Source organism: Pseudomonas sp. B35(2017) (assembly GCF_002113645.1).
Taxonomy (GTDB): domain Bacteria; phylum Pseudomonadota; class Gammaproteobacteria; order Pseudomonadales; family Pseudomonadaceae; genus Aquipseudomonas; species Aquipseudomonas ekonensis.
In genome coordinates, this window is sequence record NZ_NEIZ01000003.1 from 473,777 (window position 1) to 487,288 (window position 13,512).

Consider the following 13,512-nt stretch of genomic DNA (forward strand, 5'->3'; position numbering starts at 1 on the left):
TAGTGGAGCAGTGGTCAAGTGATTGCAGAAGATTCTGAGATATTCCAAAAAGTGTTCCAGATGGTCGAAGGCGGCATTGTTCACGGGTACGACGCTTTTCGATATGAGGTCGAGGTCGGTGAGGGCTACATGGAAACCGAACTGACCGTCGAAAAAGACGGTATCGAGACCACTCACGTGGAAATCGATTTCGATATATCCGATGTCTATTTCCTGGTGGAAGAAGCCAATATCAATGCTGCGCGGCGTGGTGAGCCTTGGAAGTCGTTCGTGCTTTCCTACCGTGAGGGAGAACAGGTGAACATGAAGTTCAACTATTGAGAGGCAACATCTCTACCGGCCCCCAGATTGAAGAGCTTCATGGGCACAACGGGGAAGCTATCTCCCCGTTCGCGCTCCTGTTCATTCACCGTGGCAGCACGCCGATTTCGCCCCACCCTCATACCGGTCATGATGCCGCACCCACTCCATGATCTCGTCCTCGTTCCTGCCCTTGGGCGTGAGGTCGTGAAAGTTGTAGGCGCCCACCAGCAGGTCCAGGCCCCGCGCGTACGTGGAATAGGTATGGAAGACCGCGCCGGCCTCATCCCGGTAGAACACGCTCAGCCCCGGCATTTCCTCCTCGGCGCTGTCGGTCTTTTCGTAGTTGTAGGTGGCTTTTCCGGCGGCGGCGTCTTCGCTCCGGGCGCAAACGCCGAAGTCGTAGTTGAAGTCGGAACCGTCTGACGACACCCAATCGAATCTCCAGCCCATCCGCCGCTTGAAGGCCTGGAACTCGGCGAACGGTGCGTGGGACACCGCCACCAGGGCGATGTCGTGATGGGCCAGGTGCAGGTCGGCGCCGTCGAAGTGGTCGGCCAGGAACGAGCAGCCCTGGCAGCCTTCTTCCCAGCCCTTGGCGAACATGAAGTGGTAGACGATCAGTTGGCTGTGCTGGCCGAACAGGTCGGCCAGTCTCAGTTCGCCGTCGGGGCCGTGGAAGCGGTAGTCCTTGTCGACCTTCACCCAGGGCAGGGCGCGGCGTTGGGCGCTGAGGCGGTCGCGTTCGCGGGTGAAGGCCTTTTCGTCGGCCAGGTGTCGTTGGCGGGCGGCGAGCCATTCTTCGCGCGACACCACCGGATGATTCTGCACGTTCATGATGATTTCTCCTGCGGGGTTGAAACCGTCTGTCTCAGACTAGTCGTTCACTCAGGGGGGAATTCGACAGACCGCCGGTCGGTCGGCGCCGTGAATCCGGCTGAACGGCACCGGACGCCTCCGGTCACACCTTTTGAGAGCGTTTTCACTGACGCACACCGGAGGTTGAATCGGATGACGACTTACAACTGGGATTTGATCGAGCGCTTGCTGCACGAAGCGCAGAACAGCGCCGGCCACAGCTTCACGCCACGGCCTTACGCCGAGCAGCACGCGGCGGAGAAGGCCGCCGCCGGTGAGCCGATAGACAACCTGGATCACCTCAAGACCCTGGCCTGCGAGTACGAAAAACTGCTGCTGTTGCGCGGCTACATCGAGTCCCGGCCGGAAGAGGAAGGCGGCACCGGAGAGAACTTCATCCTGACCCCGCGCGGCGCGAGCCTTTTGAGCCTGATCGACAGCAGCATCCCCGGCAACGACCACCCTCGGCAGGTGCTGGACGAGCAGGAGGATGCGCTGGACGAGCTGACGTTCGACGGGGTGGCCTCCAAGGCGCAGATTGCCTGAGCCTTTCGCCAGCGTATTGCGGTGGCCTCACTGACGCCATCGCCAGCAGGCTGGCTCCCACAGGGGATCCCCGGTGTCCGCAGGATCCCTGTACACCACACAAACCTGTGGTTGGGCTCAGGACCGGCGGCTACCTCAAACCACTGTGGGAGCTGGCTTGCCAGCGATTGGGCCATCACAGCCGACCTCTCCGGTGGCTGACAGGCCGCATCGCCAGCAGGCTGGCTCCCACAGGTCTCGCGGATGGACTCAGGACCGGCGGCCACCCCAAATCACTGTGGGAGCCAGCCTGCTGGCGATGGCGCCCGCCCAGGCACCGCTGGCCTAGCTGCTTTGGGCAGCTTTCAGGCATTTGAGGTCGTTGAAGTCCTTGCGCACGCCCTCGATTTTCTTCAACAGCCGCTGACGCTGCTGCGGTGTGCTCTCGGCCATGAGGTCGACGATCAGCGAACGGGCCTGGGCCTCCGTGTTGGCGTAGGCCGTGCGGTAGTCCGGCGTCCATAAGCTCTCGCGGTTGACCAGAAGCGTCTCGATCCTTTGTGGGAACCCGGGGCTCTGCCGCTGCGCCACCGCCGCGCTGAACTGCTTTTGCCAGTGGGCACGGTTGGCGATCCACTGGGTGTTCTGGTCGCCCAGCGCCGTAGACCAGGCCATTACCCGTCGTTCTTGCGTCACGCTCAGGGGCCCGAGCCAGTCGTTCAGGCGCTTGTCCATGCGGGCGCCGCGTTCGGCGATCTGTTGGTTGAGCGGCGGCTTGAGGTATTCCTGCTCGCGTTTGCGCAGATCCTTGGCGAACGCGTCGTTCATCTCGGCGACCTGCCGGTCGTCCAGCCCTTGCAGCAGTTCGACGGCCGACGGGGTGATCTGCCGGGCGGTCTCGGCGATGGCCTGCTTGGCTTCCGCCGTGCGGGCCTGAAGGGCGTCGTCGGTGACCTGGTTGCGCTCGACCATCGTTTGCAGGCGGTCCAGCCAGTCGAGGTAACCCGGCAACTGCGTGGTGCAGTGCCAGCTCAGGTGCGCCTTGAGGCGCTCGTTGAACCAGCCTTTCTGCTCGCCGTTCATGTCCAGGTAGTCGCTGAGCGTCCACGGAATGATCACGTCGAGGTTGCGGTAGGCCAGGCCGATGCGGCTGCAGGCGCCGAGGGCGAGGATGAAGGCCAACAGGACAAAGAGGTGCTTGAACCGGCGAGACATGGGCGAATCCTTGCGAAAGCCAGTCTGATGTTCATGTGAACGCAGCATGGCCCCGCCGGTTCAGCCGATCAATAGAACGCGCGCTCGGCCTTTAGCGTGACCAGCCCGTCGCACTGGCTGTTGTGGCCGGAGTAGGCTGAGCAGTCGCTGCCGCCGAGGCTGGAGTTGCTGTAGATCAGGTTCAGGTCGATGCCCATGAACGGGCGGGAGAACTTCAGCGACCAGTCGCTGAAGGCGCTGACATAACCGCCGTCCACCGACACCGGCGTGTTCAGCCGGTGGCGGGTGTACTTCATGCTGATGCCGATGCCGAACGGCTGGTTGCCGCCGAAGTCGGCGAACAGAGTGTTGTTGCGCTTGTCCGGATCGTCGCTGAAGGCCAGGCCGAAACGGCTGCCGAGCAGGGTCAGGCCGCCGAACAGTTCCTGGCTGTCGGGCGTGTCGACGCGGGGATAGCTGTAGCGGATCGTGCCGACTTCGTAGCCCAGGGTCTGGTCGAAGGGTTGCTTGAAGCCCAGGTAAGAATCGACTTCCAGGTCTTTGCCCGGCGTGATGCCCATGCTGGGCGACCATTGGCCGAAGTAGAAGCCGCTGTCGTGGCTCAGGTCGAGGCCGCCGTGGAAGGCGCCGACCGCCGAAGGCTTGACCAGGCCTTGGGCCATGCTGCGGCTGGGGCTGGTGCCGAGCTTGAGGTCGAAGTCGCCGAGTTCGCGCTGGAAGATCTGCGCAACGGCGCCGGGGCAGGCCAGCAGGCCGACAAGCAATAAACAGAAGGGTTTGAACATGCGTCACTCCTTGAACAGCGAGGGCAGGGCGGTAGGGCCTGCTGAAACGCTTTATCCAGACGCGTGCAAGGATACCGGCGAATGATCGGCGCCGGGGGCCGTTCGTCGATTGTCGGTGAGGGATTAAACGCGAGGGAGGTGCAGCGAGGGGCCGGTCCAGACGCTTCGAAACTCAAAGCGCCTGTGGACGGAGGGGGTTACTTCTTGCCCAGGCTGATCTGCCGGGAAGGGGCGTAGGTCTGGCCGCTGACGCCTTTGGCGATCTGCTGGATCTCGCCGCCGGACTTGAGGAACGCGGCGATCTGGTCGTTCAGCGATTCGCTGGTTTCAACGGCTGGAGCGGGCTTGGCTTTGCTGGCGGAGGCTTTGACACGCATGGCGGGCATTGACCTGTAGAAGTGGCTCGGCCGGCCAGACTACCGTAATTCCCCGACAAAATCTGGGTGAATGTCCAGGGCAAAGACCAACCTGAAAAGTCGGATATTGTCGCCCGCAGGTTGAAACGACCCGCTAACCTCCTGTTTTGAATCAGAACGCAGGCGGGCACGGAGGCAAGCGCAGCATGCAGCAGGCCCTTTCGACAATCGGACGAACGGCACCGTTGAAAGGAAGCGCAAGCCATGGGCGAATCTGCCTCGCCGGCCGTTCGTGCCGTCAACGCACCGGACAAAACCGGGTAGAATGCCGCCCACGCAAGTGAGGGTATTGGAAATGGCTTTAGTCGGGCGTTACAACAGTTTGCAAGTGGTCAAGCACACCAGCTTCGGCCTGTACCTGGACGGCGGCGCCGACGGCGAGATTCTCTTGCCCAACCGCTACGTCCCCAAGGATGTGCCCAGCGAAGATGAAGACTGGCTCAACGTGTTCGTCTATCTGGACAGCGAAGACAAACTGCTCGCCACCACCGAGAAACCGAAAATTCAGGTAGGCGAGTTCGCCAGCCTCAAGGTGGTCGAGATCAACAGCATCGGCGTGTTCCTCGATTGGGGCCTGCCCAAGGATCTGCTGCTGCCGTACTCCGAGGAAAAGCGCCAGTTGAGCGCCGGCGACTACTGCGTGGTGCATGCGTACCTCGACAAGCGCACCCGCCGCATCACCGCCACCGCGCGGCTGGACCGCTACCTGGACAAGACCCCGGCCACCTACGCGCCTGGGCAAGAGGTCGATCTGCTGGTCGTCGAGTCCACCGACATGGGCTACAAGGCGATCATCAACAACAAGCATTGGGGCCTGATCCACAAGAACGAGATCTTCAAGTACATGCGCTCGGGCATGCGCGAGAAGGGCTTCATCAAGGAAATGCGTGCCGACGGCAAGATCAGCCTCAGCCTGCAACCGGTCGGCCAGGAAGCGGCGGGCAGCCTGAACGCGAAGATCCTCGCCAAGCTGCGCGAAAGCAACGGCACCCTGGCGGTGAGCGACAAGAGCGATCCGGCGCTGATCAGCAGCCTGTTCGGCGTCAGCAAGGGCAACTTCAAGAAGGCCATCGGGGCGTTGTACAAGAACGGCCAGATCGTCATCCATGCCGACCGCATCGAGCTGACCTGAGTTTTACCGCTGTCTGTGCTGCCCGAACCGGCCTCGTTCCCTGTGGGAGCGAGCCTGCTCGCGATGGACGGCGCAGCCGTCATCCATTTGCCCCGGATCCGTCCGGGGCTTTATTTTCAGCGTTGGGGAAATCTGCCATGACCTGTGTGTTCGAGGTGTCGCGATGAGCGCCGAGCGGCGCAACGCCGACGGTTTCGCCCTGCAAGTGATGATCGGCCTGTGCCTGGTCTGGGGCGTGCAGCAGGTGATGATCAAGTGGGCGGCGGCCGACATCGCGCCGGTGATGCAGGCGGCCGGTCGGTCGGGGATCTCGGCGTTGCTGGTGGGCCTGCTGATCTGCGTCAAGGGCGGCTGGGACCAGGTGGGCGCGACCTGGCGCGGCGGCCTGCTGGCCGGTGCCTTGTTCGGCCTCGAGTTCTTCTTCATCGCCGAGGGGCTGCAACTGACCACGGCGGCGCACATGTCGGTGTTCCTCTACACCGCGCCGATCTTCACGGCGCTGGGCGTGCATTTCCTGCTGCCCGGCGAGCGTCTGCGCGCGGTGCAGTGGTTGGGCATCTGCCTGGCGTTCGTCGGCATCGCCATCGCCTTCGCCGGCGGGGTGTCGTGGGACAACCTCGACCGGCGCATGCTGTTGGGCGATGCCCTGGGCGTGCTGGCCGGCGCCTGCTGGGGCGCGACCACGGTGGTGGTGCGCGCCTCGCGCCTGTCCGAGGCGCCGGTGACGCTGACCCTGTTCTATCAGCTGATCGTCGGTTTCCTCGGCCTGCTGGCGATTGCGCTGTTCAGCGGCCAGATCACCCACGTCAGCCTCACCGGCGTGGCGGTGGCCAGCGTGCTGTTCCAGGGCGTGGTGGTGTCGTTCTTCAGCTACCTGATCTGGTTCTGGCTGCTGCGGCGCTACCTGGCGGCCAACCTGGCGGTGTTTTCGTTCATGACGCCGCTGTTCGGCGTCACGTTCGGCGTGTTGCTGCTGGGCGAGAAGCTGAGCCTGAACTTCATCGCCGGCGCGGTGCTGGTGCTGCTCGGCATCACCTTCGTCAGCGCCGAGCAGTGGGTGCGCCGGCGCCTGCGCAAAGCTCTGGGTCAGCCCTGAGCGGTTGCAGGGCCAGGCCGCCGGCGACCAGCAGGCCGCTGCCGGCGAGCACCAGCGCCGGTTGCAGGCCGCCGCCGAAATGGCTGCTCAGCGCCGCCAGCAACGGGCCGCTGAGCTGACCGACCGCGAAGCACGCGGTCAGCAGCCCGGCGTTGCGCTGGGTGGCGTGGGGCGCCAGTTCCCGCGAGCGCTGCATCACCAGTTGCATGCAGGCCAGGAACGGCGTGCCGCACAGGATCACCCCCAGCGCCAGCCCGGCGCCGCTGCCCAACAGACAGGCGAACACCCCGGCCGCCTGCAGCCACAGGGTGGCCAGCAGCCAATGGCGGGTGGTGCCCCCATCGGGCTTGCGCAGGCTCACCAGCACGACGCCGAGGGCCGACGCCAGGCCGAAGCAAGGCCAGAACAGATCCGCCTGCCATTGCCCGTGGAACTGCGCGTTGGCCATCTGCGACAGGAACGTGGCCGGAATGATGTAACCCACCCCGTACAGTGCGTACACCGCGGCCAGCCGGGCGATGCCGCGGGTCGGCGCGCCGCTGGCCTCGGGGGCTGCGGCCGCCGGAACGGCCGGTTGCGGCAGGATCCGCACGATGCCCAGCAGCATCGCCAGCGCCACGGCGGCGTAGATCAGCCACAAGGTGGCGGACGTCTGGTTCAACAGGTGTGAGGCCAGCGCCAGCAGGCCTGTCAGAAAAATCCCCAATCCCGGCCCGGCAAACACCACCGCGCCCAGCCGTGGGCGACCGGCGGCCAACGCCAGCGGCTGGCTCAAGGCCGTGATCATCACCAGCACCCAGGCGCTGGCCACGCCGGTGCCGAAGCGCAGGATCAGGTGCGACCAGAACCCGTCGGCCCAGAACGAGGCCAGGGTCAGCAGCACGCACAGCCACAGGCCGCCGTGCAAGCGGCCGCGCACCTGCTCCGGCCGACGGGAAAACATCGCATCCACCGCGCCCAGCAGGTAGCCGAGGTAATTGGCGGCGGCGATCAGGCCGGCGGCGGTCAGGTCGACCTGGCCTTCGCTGAGCAGGTGCGGCATTTGCGGGGTGAGGGCGAAACGCCCGATGCCCATGGCCATCATCAGGGCGACAAAACTGGCGAGAAGGCGAATCAGCGGTGACATGGTCGCAGTTCCAGGAAGGTTCGATGACCGTCAGGCTAGGACTGATTGACTTTCTTTAAAATTGAATAATAGTGAGTAACTTGTTCTGTTACGGAGAATACTCGTGGAATTCAGCCAACTGCGGATCTTTCAGGCGGTGGCCGAGGAAGGTTCGATCACCCGCGCCGCCGAACGCCTGCACCGGGTGCCGTCCAACCTGTCGACCCGGCTTAAACAGCTGGAGGAGCAGTTGGGCGTCGAACTGTTCGTCCGCGAGCGTCAGCGTTTACAGCTGTCGCCTGCGGGAAAAGTCCTGCTGGACTACGCCGGCAAGCTGTTCGCCCTGCGTGACCAGGCCAGCGCGGCGGTGATGGGCGGGCAGCCGGCGGGGGACTTCGTGCTGGGCACGCTGTACAGCACGGCGGCGATCCATCTGCCGGCGCTGCTGGCCCGCTATCACAAGCGCTATCCGGCGGTGAACCTGCAAGTGCAGTCCGGGCCCAGCGGCGAGCTGCTCGAAGGACTGCTCACCGGCCGGCTCGACGCGGCGCTGGTGGACGGCCCGCCGCAGCTGGCCGGCATCGACGGCGTGCCGCTGTGCAACGAGCGGCTGGTGCTCATCAGCGAGGCCGAGCACCCGCCGGTGCGCAGCGCCAAGGATGTCGAGGGGCGCGCGGTGTTCACCTTCCGCCATGGCTGCGCCTACCGTGCGCGGCTGGAATCCTGGTTTGCCCACTACCACGCGGCCATGGGCCGGGCGATGGAGATCGAGTCGTATCAGGGCATGCTGGCCTGCGTGATCGCCGGCAGCGGGGTGGCGCTGATGTCCGAGTCGATGCTCGCCAGCCTGCCGGGGCGCGAAGGCGTGGCGGTGCACCCGCTGGCCGAGCCGTTCGCCAGTGCGACGACGTGGCTGATGTGGCGCAGAGGGATGGTCGGCGCCAACCTCAATGCCTGGATCGAACAGCAGCGGGCGCTCTATCCCGTGGCCGGTGAAGACACGCGGGAAACGGCTTGAGCGAACGGTCAGGGATTTCGTCCGATTCAGTAACAGATCATTGCGGATTTCACTGCGCATTGCGTAGGACTTCAGACTATTATCAGTGCGAAGCGGCCTCAGAATTCCGGCCGCTCGGCACCACCCTGAAGGGGGCATGACGATGAAAGAGAAAATTCAGAACTGGCTGCACGATTTGGGTGTTGCCCTCGGCTTGATCGAACCGCCTCTGCAACCCGTACCGATCCGCACCGACGACGAACAGCGCCGGCGTCAGCCGCGTCGCCGGTAACCAAGGCGCAATCCTGTGGCGAGGGCGCCTGCTCCCGCCTACGGTTCAGCCGCCACCCATCACAGGGCCGCTTGGCGGCCCGGCGGGAGCAAGCGCCCTCGCCACACAGACCTGCTCTTCGACTCAGCCGGTCTCGTCCTCAAGCACGTATCAGACAACCGTTCTCAATGCCGGCTGATTTCCATCAGGAACCGGCTCAAGTCATTCGCCGTTTTCGCGCGCCTGAGCATTCGGTCTTCCTCCGCGGTGAACGCCGTCAGTCCGAATTCATCTTCCAGATGAAAGATCAGATCTTCGATGTCCGCTTTCTCCAGCCCCAATTGCGCCAGGCTGGTGTTGTCGTCGAATTCGCGGTTCTCCAGCAGGCGAAAGATGAATCGGTGCACGGCGGCGCGCACGGCGGCTCTGTTCATGGCAGTCATTCGAAGGTGTCGACCTGATGGAGTACAGCAGGCTTCACCCGTGCCGGCGCAGCCACTGGTCAATCATTCCCCGCAGATGCTCCCCGGAGAAGCTGCCGAAGTGCCCGCCATGCACCGTGCGCACCGGCAGGCCGTGCAGGCGCCGCAGGCTGGCGGCGTAGTCGTCGAGGTCGGAGTGGTAGGCGTCTTCGATCAGCGGGCCGTCGTAGATGATGTCGCCGCTGAACAGGGTTTGGGTCGCCGCTTCGTACAGGCTGATCCCGCCCGGCGAATGCCCCGGCGTGTGCAGCACCTGCAGCGTGCGGTCGCCCAGGTCGAGCACGTCGCCGTCCTCGACGAAGCCGGTGGCCGGCGCTGCCTTGACCCGGTACTCGGCATAGCACAGCGGGCAGTCCGGGTGGGCCTCGAACATGTCGTCGCCGACGAAGGCGCGGCTCAGGTCGTTGTCGCCGTCCGGCGCCGCCAGGATGTCGGCCTCGGCCGGATGCACCAGCCGCTCGGCGAATTCGTGGTGGCCGGCGATGTGGTCGAAGTGGCAATGGCTGGCCACCGCCACCAGCGGCCGCTCGGTGAGCCAGGGCAGTTGTTCGCGCAGGCTGACCAGCCCCGAGCCGCTGTCGAGCAGCAGGTCCTTGTCGCGGCCTTGGATGTGCCACAGGTTGCAGCGGTAGAACGGCCGGATGTACGGCTCGTGGATCAGGCGGATGCCGTCGCCCAGGGACTGCACTTCGAACCACCGGTCGCGGCTGACGATCTTCATCAATCATTTTCTCCAGACGAAAAAAACGGGTGTGGCAACCGACGCCACACCCGCCGAAGAAAGCATCGAGTCGTTATGTGAAGCTTAGATCGCGCTGGCCACCGGGGCAGGGCGACGGGACATCAGGCTCACCACAACGAAGCTCACCAGGCCCACGGCCAGGCTGTAGTAGATCGGGGTGTTGGCGTCCAGACCGTCCTTGACCATGAACAGCAGCGCCGTGGCGAAGCCCATGCCCATGCTGGCGATGGCGCCGGCGGTGGTCGCGCGCTTCCAGAAGATCGCGCCGATCAGCGGGATCAGCATGCCGCCCACCAACAGGTTGTAGGCCAGGGTCAGGGCGCTGATCACGTCGTTCACCACCAGGGCGATGGCCAGCACCACGGCGCCGGTCAGCAGGGTGAACAGGCGATTGATGCCCAGGCTCGACGGCTTGCCGCCGCGCAGCTTGGGCAGCAGATCTTCGGTCAGGGTGGTGGACGCAGCCAGCAGGCCGGCGCTGGCGGTGGACATCATCGCGGCCAGCGCGGCGGCGATCACCAGGCCGCGGATGCCGTCCGGCAGCGACAGTTTGACGATGGCGGCGAAGGCGTTGTTGACGTTGTCCAGGTCCGGGATCAGCACGTGGGCCGCCATGCCGATCAGGGCGCAGGCCAGGCCGTAGAGGATGCAGTAGACCCCGGCGAAGCTGCCGGCGTACTGGGCCACTTTCTCGTTCTTGACGGTGAACACCCGTTGCCAGATGTCCTGACCGATCAGGATGCCGAAGAAGTAGATCATGAAGTAGGTGATGATCGTGTCCCAGCCGATGGTGGTGAAGTTGAACGCCGCCGCCGGCAGCTTCATCACCAGGTCGTCCCAGCCGCCGACGCGGTACAGGCAGATCGGCAACAGGATGAACATCAGGCCCACGGTCTTGATGATGAACTGGACGATGTCGGTCAGGGTCAGCGACCACATGCCGCCGATGGCCGAGTAGACCACCACCACGCCGCCGCCCAGCAGCACCGAGATCCAGAACGGCAGGCCGAACAGCACCTGCAGCACGGTACCGATGGCCAGGATCGAGGTCACGCCGATCATCAGCGCGTAGGCCAGCATGATCGCCGCGCTCGCCGAGCGGGCCATCGGGTTGTAGCGCTTCTCCAGCACCTGGGTGACGGTGTAGATCTTCAGTTTCAGCAGCGGCTTGGCCAGGAACAGGTTCAGCGCGACGATGCCGCAGCCCAGGGCCGCGCACAGCCAGAAGCCGGAGATCCCGTGCACATAGCCCAGGCGCACGGTGCCGACGGTGGACGCACCGCCCAGCACGGTCGCCGCCATGGTGCCCATGTACAGGCTCGGGCCCAGGTTGCGCCCGGCGACCAGGAAGTCTTCGTTGGTTTTGGCCTTGCGCATGCCGAAGTAGCCGAGCAAGAGCATGCCGGCCGCGTAGATGAGGACGACGAATAAATCCAAAGCCATGATGGCGTGTCTCCGATTGTCTTTTTTATGTTGAGGCCGAGTTCGATTCCCTGTGGGAGCGGGCTTGCCCGCGAAAGCGGTGCATCCGTCGCATCATTGCCGGATGTGCCGCCGTCATCGCGGGCAAGCCCGCTCCCACAGGGGTACAGCGTTTGGTCAGGCGGCTTGGCGCATGGCCGTCTTGCTCTGTGCATCTGTCTGTCGGCTCCGGGCATCCTGCGGGCCGTACACCAGCGCCGGCTCCGGGAACAGGCTCAGCAGCATCAGGTACAGCACCGAGGCCAGGCCCAGGGTCACCAGCAGGCTGATGTCGATGCCGCCGGCCAGTTCGCCCAGCGGGCCGACGAACTGCCCCGGCAGGTTGACGAAGCACAGGCCGACCGCCGCGCTGGGGATCCAGGCGCCCATGCCGCGCCAGTTCCAGCCGTGGTGGAACCAGTAGCGGCCGCCTCGCTCGCCGCGGGTGAACACTTGCAGGTCGTCCGGGCAGTAGAAGCCGCGGCGCACCACCAGGCCGATGATCATGATCACCATCCACGGGGTGGTGCAGGTGATGATCAGCACGGCGAAGGTCGACACGCTCTGCACCAGGTTGGCCGCGAAGCGCCCGATGAAGATGAAGGCGATCGACAGCACGCCGATCAGCAGCGTCGCCTTGACCCGCGACAGCACCCGCGGGAACACGCTGGACATGTCAAGGCCGGTGCCGTACAGCGACGTGGTGCCGGTGGACATGCCGCCGATCACCGCAATCAGGCACACCGGCAGGAAGAACCAGCCCGGCGACACCGCCAGCAGGCCGCCGACGTAGTTGTTGGCCGCGATGTAGTCCGGCGCCTGGATCGCCACGATAGTGGCGGTGGTCAGGCCGAACAGGAACGGGATGAAGGTGGCGATCTGCGAAAGGATCACCGCCGTCATGATCCGCTGCCGGGAGGTGTCGCGCGGGATGTAGCGGGCCCAGTCGCCGAGGAACGCGCCGAAGGAGATCGGGTTGCTCATGGCCACCAGCGCCGCACCGATGAACGCTGCCCAGAAGCCCGGCTGGCCGAGGCTGACAGTGCCGGCGTACTGCGCATCGAAGGGGCCGGCGAAGGCGAACGCGCCCAGCAGGAACAGCAGGCTGGCGCTCCACACCGCGATCTTGTTGACCCACAGCAGGAAGCGGAAGCCGTAGATGCACACGGTCAGCACCAGCACCGCGAACAGGCCGTAGGCCAGGCCCAGGGTCAGGTCGGTTTCCGGCAGGCCGATCAGGCGCTTGGCGCCGCCGATCAGCGCATCCCCCGAACTCCACACCGAGAGCGAGAAGAAGGCGATGGCGGTCAGCAGCGACAGGAACGAGCCGACGATCCGTCCGTGCACGCCGAAGTGCGCACCGGACGACACGGCGTTGTTGGTGCCGTTGAGCGGGCCGAACAGGCCCATCGGCGCAAGGATCAGCGAACCCAGCAGCACGCCCGAGACAATCGCCCAGACACCGGCCTGGAAAGACAGGCCGAACAGCACCGGGAAACTGCCGAGCACGGCGGTGGCGAAGGTGTTGGCGCCGCCGAAGATCATGCGGAACAAGTCCACGGGACCTGCGGTGCGTTCGTGGTCCGGGATCTGTTCGACCCCGTGGGTTTCAATCTGCGTAAGGCTTTGGTCGTTGTTCTTGTTATTCATGATCTGCTCCGATCATCAAGGCGCGCCCATCGTGCGTGGTCGTCGCCTGTTTGGCTAAGGGGGTGGCAGCCCTTCCGGCATTGCGGACAAATGTTCATGGCAGGCCAGCCATAGGCCTTGTTGTTCTAGGCTCGACGCGTGTTTCCTGAACACAATCGTCTCGCGCTCCTGGCTGAAGTGTTGCTCCCCTTGCATGCGCAGCTCGGTGGCCACGTCATGGATGAACACCGCCACGTCACCTTGCAGGCTGACGTAGGCGTTGCTTGAGGTGCACGAGAGCACCTCGAAGCCATCCTCGGCGCGCCAGCTGTCCCACAGCGCCTGATAGGCGTCGCGCGACAGCAGGGGCTGTTCGAGGGTGTGGAACACGAAGCTGGCGTCGGCGCTGAAGGCACCGAAGTAGGCTTCGCGGTCGTTGCGGGCGAAGGCGGACACAAGGTCGGCGGCCGCCTGCAGAACCTGATCACGTTCGTTCAT

16 protein-coding genes are annotated in these 13,512 nt (G+C 64.7%); 6 read left to right on the forward strand and 10 right to left on the reverse strand.

Annotated elements, in window-relative coordinates:
* Positions 1 to 18 precede the first annotated feature (18 nt).
* Positions 19 to 321, forward strand: coding sequence for a hypothetical protein (locus tag CAG41_RS08875; protein WP_085656164.1), 303 nt, complete (start codon positions 19 to 21; stop codon positions 319 to 321).
* An 81-nt stretch (positions 322 to 402) separates the two neighbouring features.
* Here CAG41_RS08875 and CAG41_RS08880 read toward each other — a convergent pair whose 3' ends face one another.
* The gene (locus CAG41_RS08880; RefSeq protein ID WP_085656165.1) at positions 403 to 1,137 is read right to left on the reverse strand and encodes a thioredoxin family protein; all 735 of its coding nucleotides are present in this window, start codon (positions 1,135 to 1,137) and stop codon (positions 403 to 405) included.
* Between the two features lie 174 nt (positions 1,138 to 1,311).
* Here CAG41_RS08880 and CAG41_RS08885 point away from each other — a divergent pair, with 174 nt between their 5' ends.
* Positions 1,312 to 1,704, forward strand: coding sequence for a transcriptional regulator (locus CAG41_RS08885; protein WP_085656166.1), 393 nt, complete (start codon positions 1,312 to 1,314; stop codon positions 1,702 to 1,704).
* Between the two features lie 324 nt (positions 1,705 to 2,028).
* Here the strand turns inward: CAG41_RS08885 and CAG41_RS08890 are convergent, their stop codons facing one another.
* The 3 genes from CAG41_RS08890 to CAG41_RS08900 form a co-directional block, all read right to left on the reverse strand.
* On the reverse strand, positions 2,029 to 2,898 hold the full coding sequence (locus CAG41_RS08890) for a DUF6279 family lipoprotein (protein WP_085584983.1): 870 nt from the start codon (positions 2,896 to 2,898) through the stop codon (positions 2,029 to 2,031).
* 68 nt (positions 2,899 to 2,966) lie between these two features.
* Entirely contained in the window at positions 2,967 to 3,683 is a 717-nt protein-coding gene (locus CAG41_RS08895) for a TorF family putative porin (protein WP_085584981.1), read from the reverse strand.
* A gap of 197 nt (positions 3,684 to 3,880) precedes the next feature.
* Positions 3,881 to 4,069 (reverse strand): hypothetical protein, encoded by a 189-nt coding sequence (locus CAG41_RS08900; RefSeq protein WP_170929956.1) that lies wholly within the window; start codon positions 4,067 to 4,069, stop codon positions 3,881 to 3,883.
* A gap of 325 nt (positions 4,070 to 4,394) precedes the next feature.
* Here CAG41_RS08900 and CAG41_RS08905 point away from each other — a divergent pair, with 325 nt between their 5' ends.
* Positions 4,395 to 5,231: a S1 RNA-binding domain-containing protein gene (locus CAG41_RS08905; RefSeq protein WP_085633078.1), complete on the forward strand. Its 837-nt coding sequence runs from the start codon at positions 4,395 to 4,397 to the stop codon at positions 5,229 to 5,231.
* 163 nt (positions 5,232 to 5,394) lie between these two features.
* Positions 5,395 to 6,327 (forward strand): DMT family transporter, encoded by a 933-nt coding sequence (locus CAG41_RS08910; RefSeq protein WP_085584975.1) that lies wholly within the window; start codon positions 5,395 to 5,397, stop codon positions 6,325 to 6,327.
* Here CAG41_RS08910 and CAG41_RS08915 read toward each other — a convergent pair.
* Entirely contained in the window at positions 6,272 to 7,453 is a 1,182-nt protein-coding gene (locus CAG41_RS08915; RefSeq protein ID WP_085584973.1) for an MFS transporter, read from the reverse strand. The two genes, CAG41_RS08910 and CAG41_RS08915, sit on opposite strands and share 56 nt — an antisense overlap.
* Positions 7,454 to 7,556: 103 nt before the next feature.
* On the opposite strand from CAG41_RS08915, the gene CAG41_RS08920 reads away from it, so the two are divergent.
* Positions 7,557 to 8,450 carry a LysR family transcriptional regulator gene (locus CAG41_RS08920; protein WP_085584971.1) on the forward strand — a complete coding sequence of 298 codons (894 nt, stop codon included), beginning with the start codon at positions 7,557 to 7,559 and terminating at the stop codon, positions 8,448 to 8,450.
* A 142-nt stretch (positions 8,451 to 8,592) separates the two neighbouring features.
* Positions 8,593 to 8,721, forward strand: coding sequence for a PA1414 family protein (locus tag CAG41_RS28800; RefSeq protein WP_003184145.1), 129 nt, complete (start codon positions 8,593 to 8,595; stop codon positions 8,719 to 8,721).
* A 164-nt stretch (positions 8,722 to 8,885) separates the two neighbouring features.
* Here CAG41_RS28800 and CAG41_RS08925 read toward each other — a convergent pair whose 3' ends face one another.
* The 5 genes from CAG41_RS08925 to CAG41_RS08945 all read right to left on the reverse strand — a co-directional run bounded on the left by CAG41_RS08925 (position 8,886) and on the right by CAG41_RS08945 (position 13,512).
* Positions 8,886 to 9,134 (reverse strand): phosphopantetheine-containing protein, encoded by a 249-nt coding sequence (locus CAG41_RS08925; RefSeq protein ID WP_085584969.1) that lies wholly within the window; start codon positions 9,132 to 9,134, stop codon positions 8,886 to 8,888.
* A 43-nt stretch (positions 9,135 to 9,177) separates the two neighbouring features.
* Positions 9,178 to 9,903 (reverse strand): MBL fold metallo-hydrolase, encoded by a 726-nt coding sequence (locus CAG41_RS08930; RefSeq protein ID WP_085584967.1) that lies wholly within the window; start codon positions 9,901 to 9,903, stop codon positions 9,178 to 9,180.
* 84 nt (positions 9,904 to 9,987) lie between these two features.
* The gene (locus tag CAG41_RS08935; protein WP_085584965.1) at positions 9,988 to 11,367 is read right to left on the reverse strand and encodes a sodium:solute symporter; all 1,380 of its coding nucleotides are present in this window, start codon (positions 11,365 to 11,367) and stop codon (positions 9,988 to 9,990) included.
* Positions 11,368 to 11,523: 156 nt separating this feature from the next.
* Complete coding sequence (locus CAG41_RS08940) at positions 11,524 to 13,035, reverse strand: cytosine permease (RefSeq protein ID WP_085584963.1); 1,512 nt, start codon at positions 13,033 to 13,035, stop codon at positions 11,524 to 11,526.
* Positions 13,036 to 13,089: 54 nt separating this feature from the next.
* Positions 13,090 to 13,512 (reverse strand): nuclear transport factor 2 family protein, encoded by a 423-nt coding sequence (locus CAG41_RS08945; RefSeq protein ID WP_085584961.1) that lies wholly within the window; start codon positions 13,510 to 13,512, stop codon positions 13,090 to 13,092.

Excerpts from the sequence above, each read along its gene's own strand:
- CAG41_RS08880 (WP_085656165.1), bottom strand. The coding sequence starts at position 1,137 with ATGAACGTGCAGAATCATCCGGTGGTGTCGCGCGAAGAATGGCTCGCC.
- CAG41_RS08885 (WP_085656166.1), top strand. The coding sequence starts at position 1,312 with ATGACGACTTACAACTGGGATTTGATCGAGCGCTTGCTGCACGAAGCG.
- CAG41_RS08890 (WP_085584983.1), bottom strand. The coding sequence starts at position 2,898 with ATGTCTCGCCGGTTCAAGCACCTCTTTGTCCTGTTGGCCTTCATCCTC.
- CAG41_RS08895 (WP_085584981.1), bottom strand. The coding sequence starts at position 3,683 with ATGTTCAAACCCTTCTGTTTATTGCTTGTCGGCCTGCTGGCCTGCCCC.
- CAG41_RS08900 (WP_170929956.1), bottom strand. The coding sequence starts at position 4,069 with ATGCCCGCCATGCGTGTCAAAGCCTCCGCCAGCAAAGCCAAGCCCGCT.
- CAG41_RS08905 (WP_085633078.1), top strand. The coding sequence starts at position 4,395 with ATGGCTTTAGTCGGGCGTTACAACAGTTTGCAAGTGGTCAAGCACACC.
- CAG41_RS08910 (WP_085584975.1), top strand. The coding sequence starts at position 5,395 with ATGAGCGCCGAGCGGCGCAACGCCGACGGTTTCGCCCTGCAAGTGATG.
- CAG41_RS08915 (WP_085584973.1), bottom strand. The coding sequence starts at position 7,453 with ATGTCACCGCTGATTCGCCTTCTCGCCAGTTTTGTCGCCCTGATGATG.
- CAG41_RS28800 (WP_003184145.1), top strand. The coding sequence starts at position 8,593 with ATGAAAGAGAAAATTCAGAACTGGCTGCACGATTTGGGTGTTGCCCTC.
- CAG41_RS08925 (WP_085584969.1), bottom strand. The coding sequence starts at position 9,134 with ATGAACAGAGCCGCCGTGCGCGCCGCCGTGCACCGATTCATCTTTCGC.
- CAG41_RS08930 (WP_085584967.1), bottom strand. The coding sequence starts at position 9,903 with ATGAAGATCGTCAGCCGCGACCGGTGGTTCGAAGTGCAGTCCCTGGGC.
- CAG41_RS08935 (WP_085584965.1), bottom strand. The coding sequence starts at position 11,367 with ATGGCTTTGGATTTATTCGTCGTCCTCATCTACGCGGCCGGCATGCTC.
- CAG41_RS08940 (WP_085584963.1), bottom strand. The coding sequence starts at position 13,035 with ATGAATAACAAGAACAACGACCAAAGCCTTACGCAGATTGAAACCCAC.
- CAG41_RS08945 (WP_085584961.1), bottom strand. The coding sequence starts at position 13,512 with ATGAACGAACGTGATCAGGTTCTGCAGGCGGCCGCCGACCTTGTGTCC.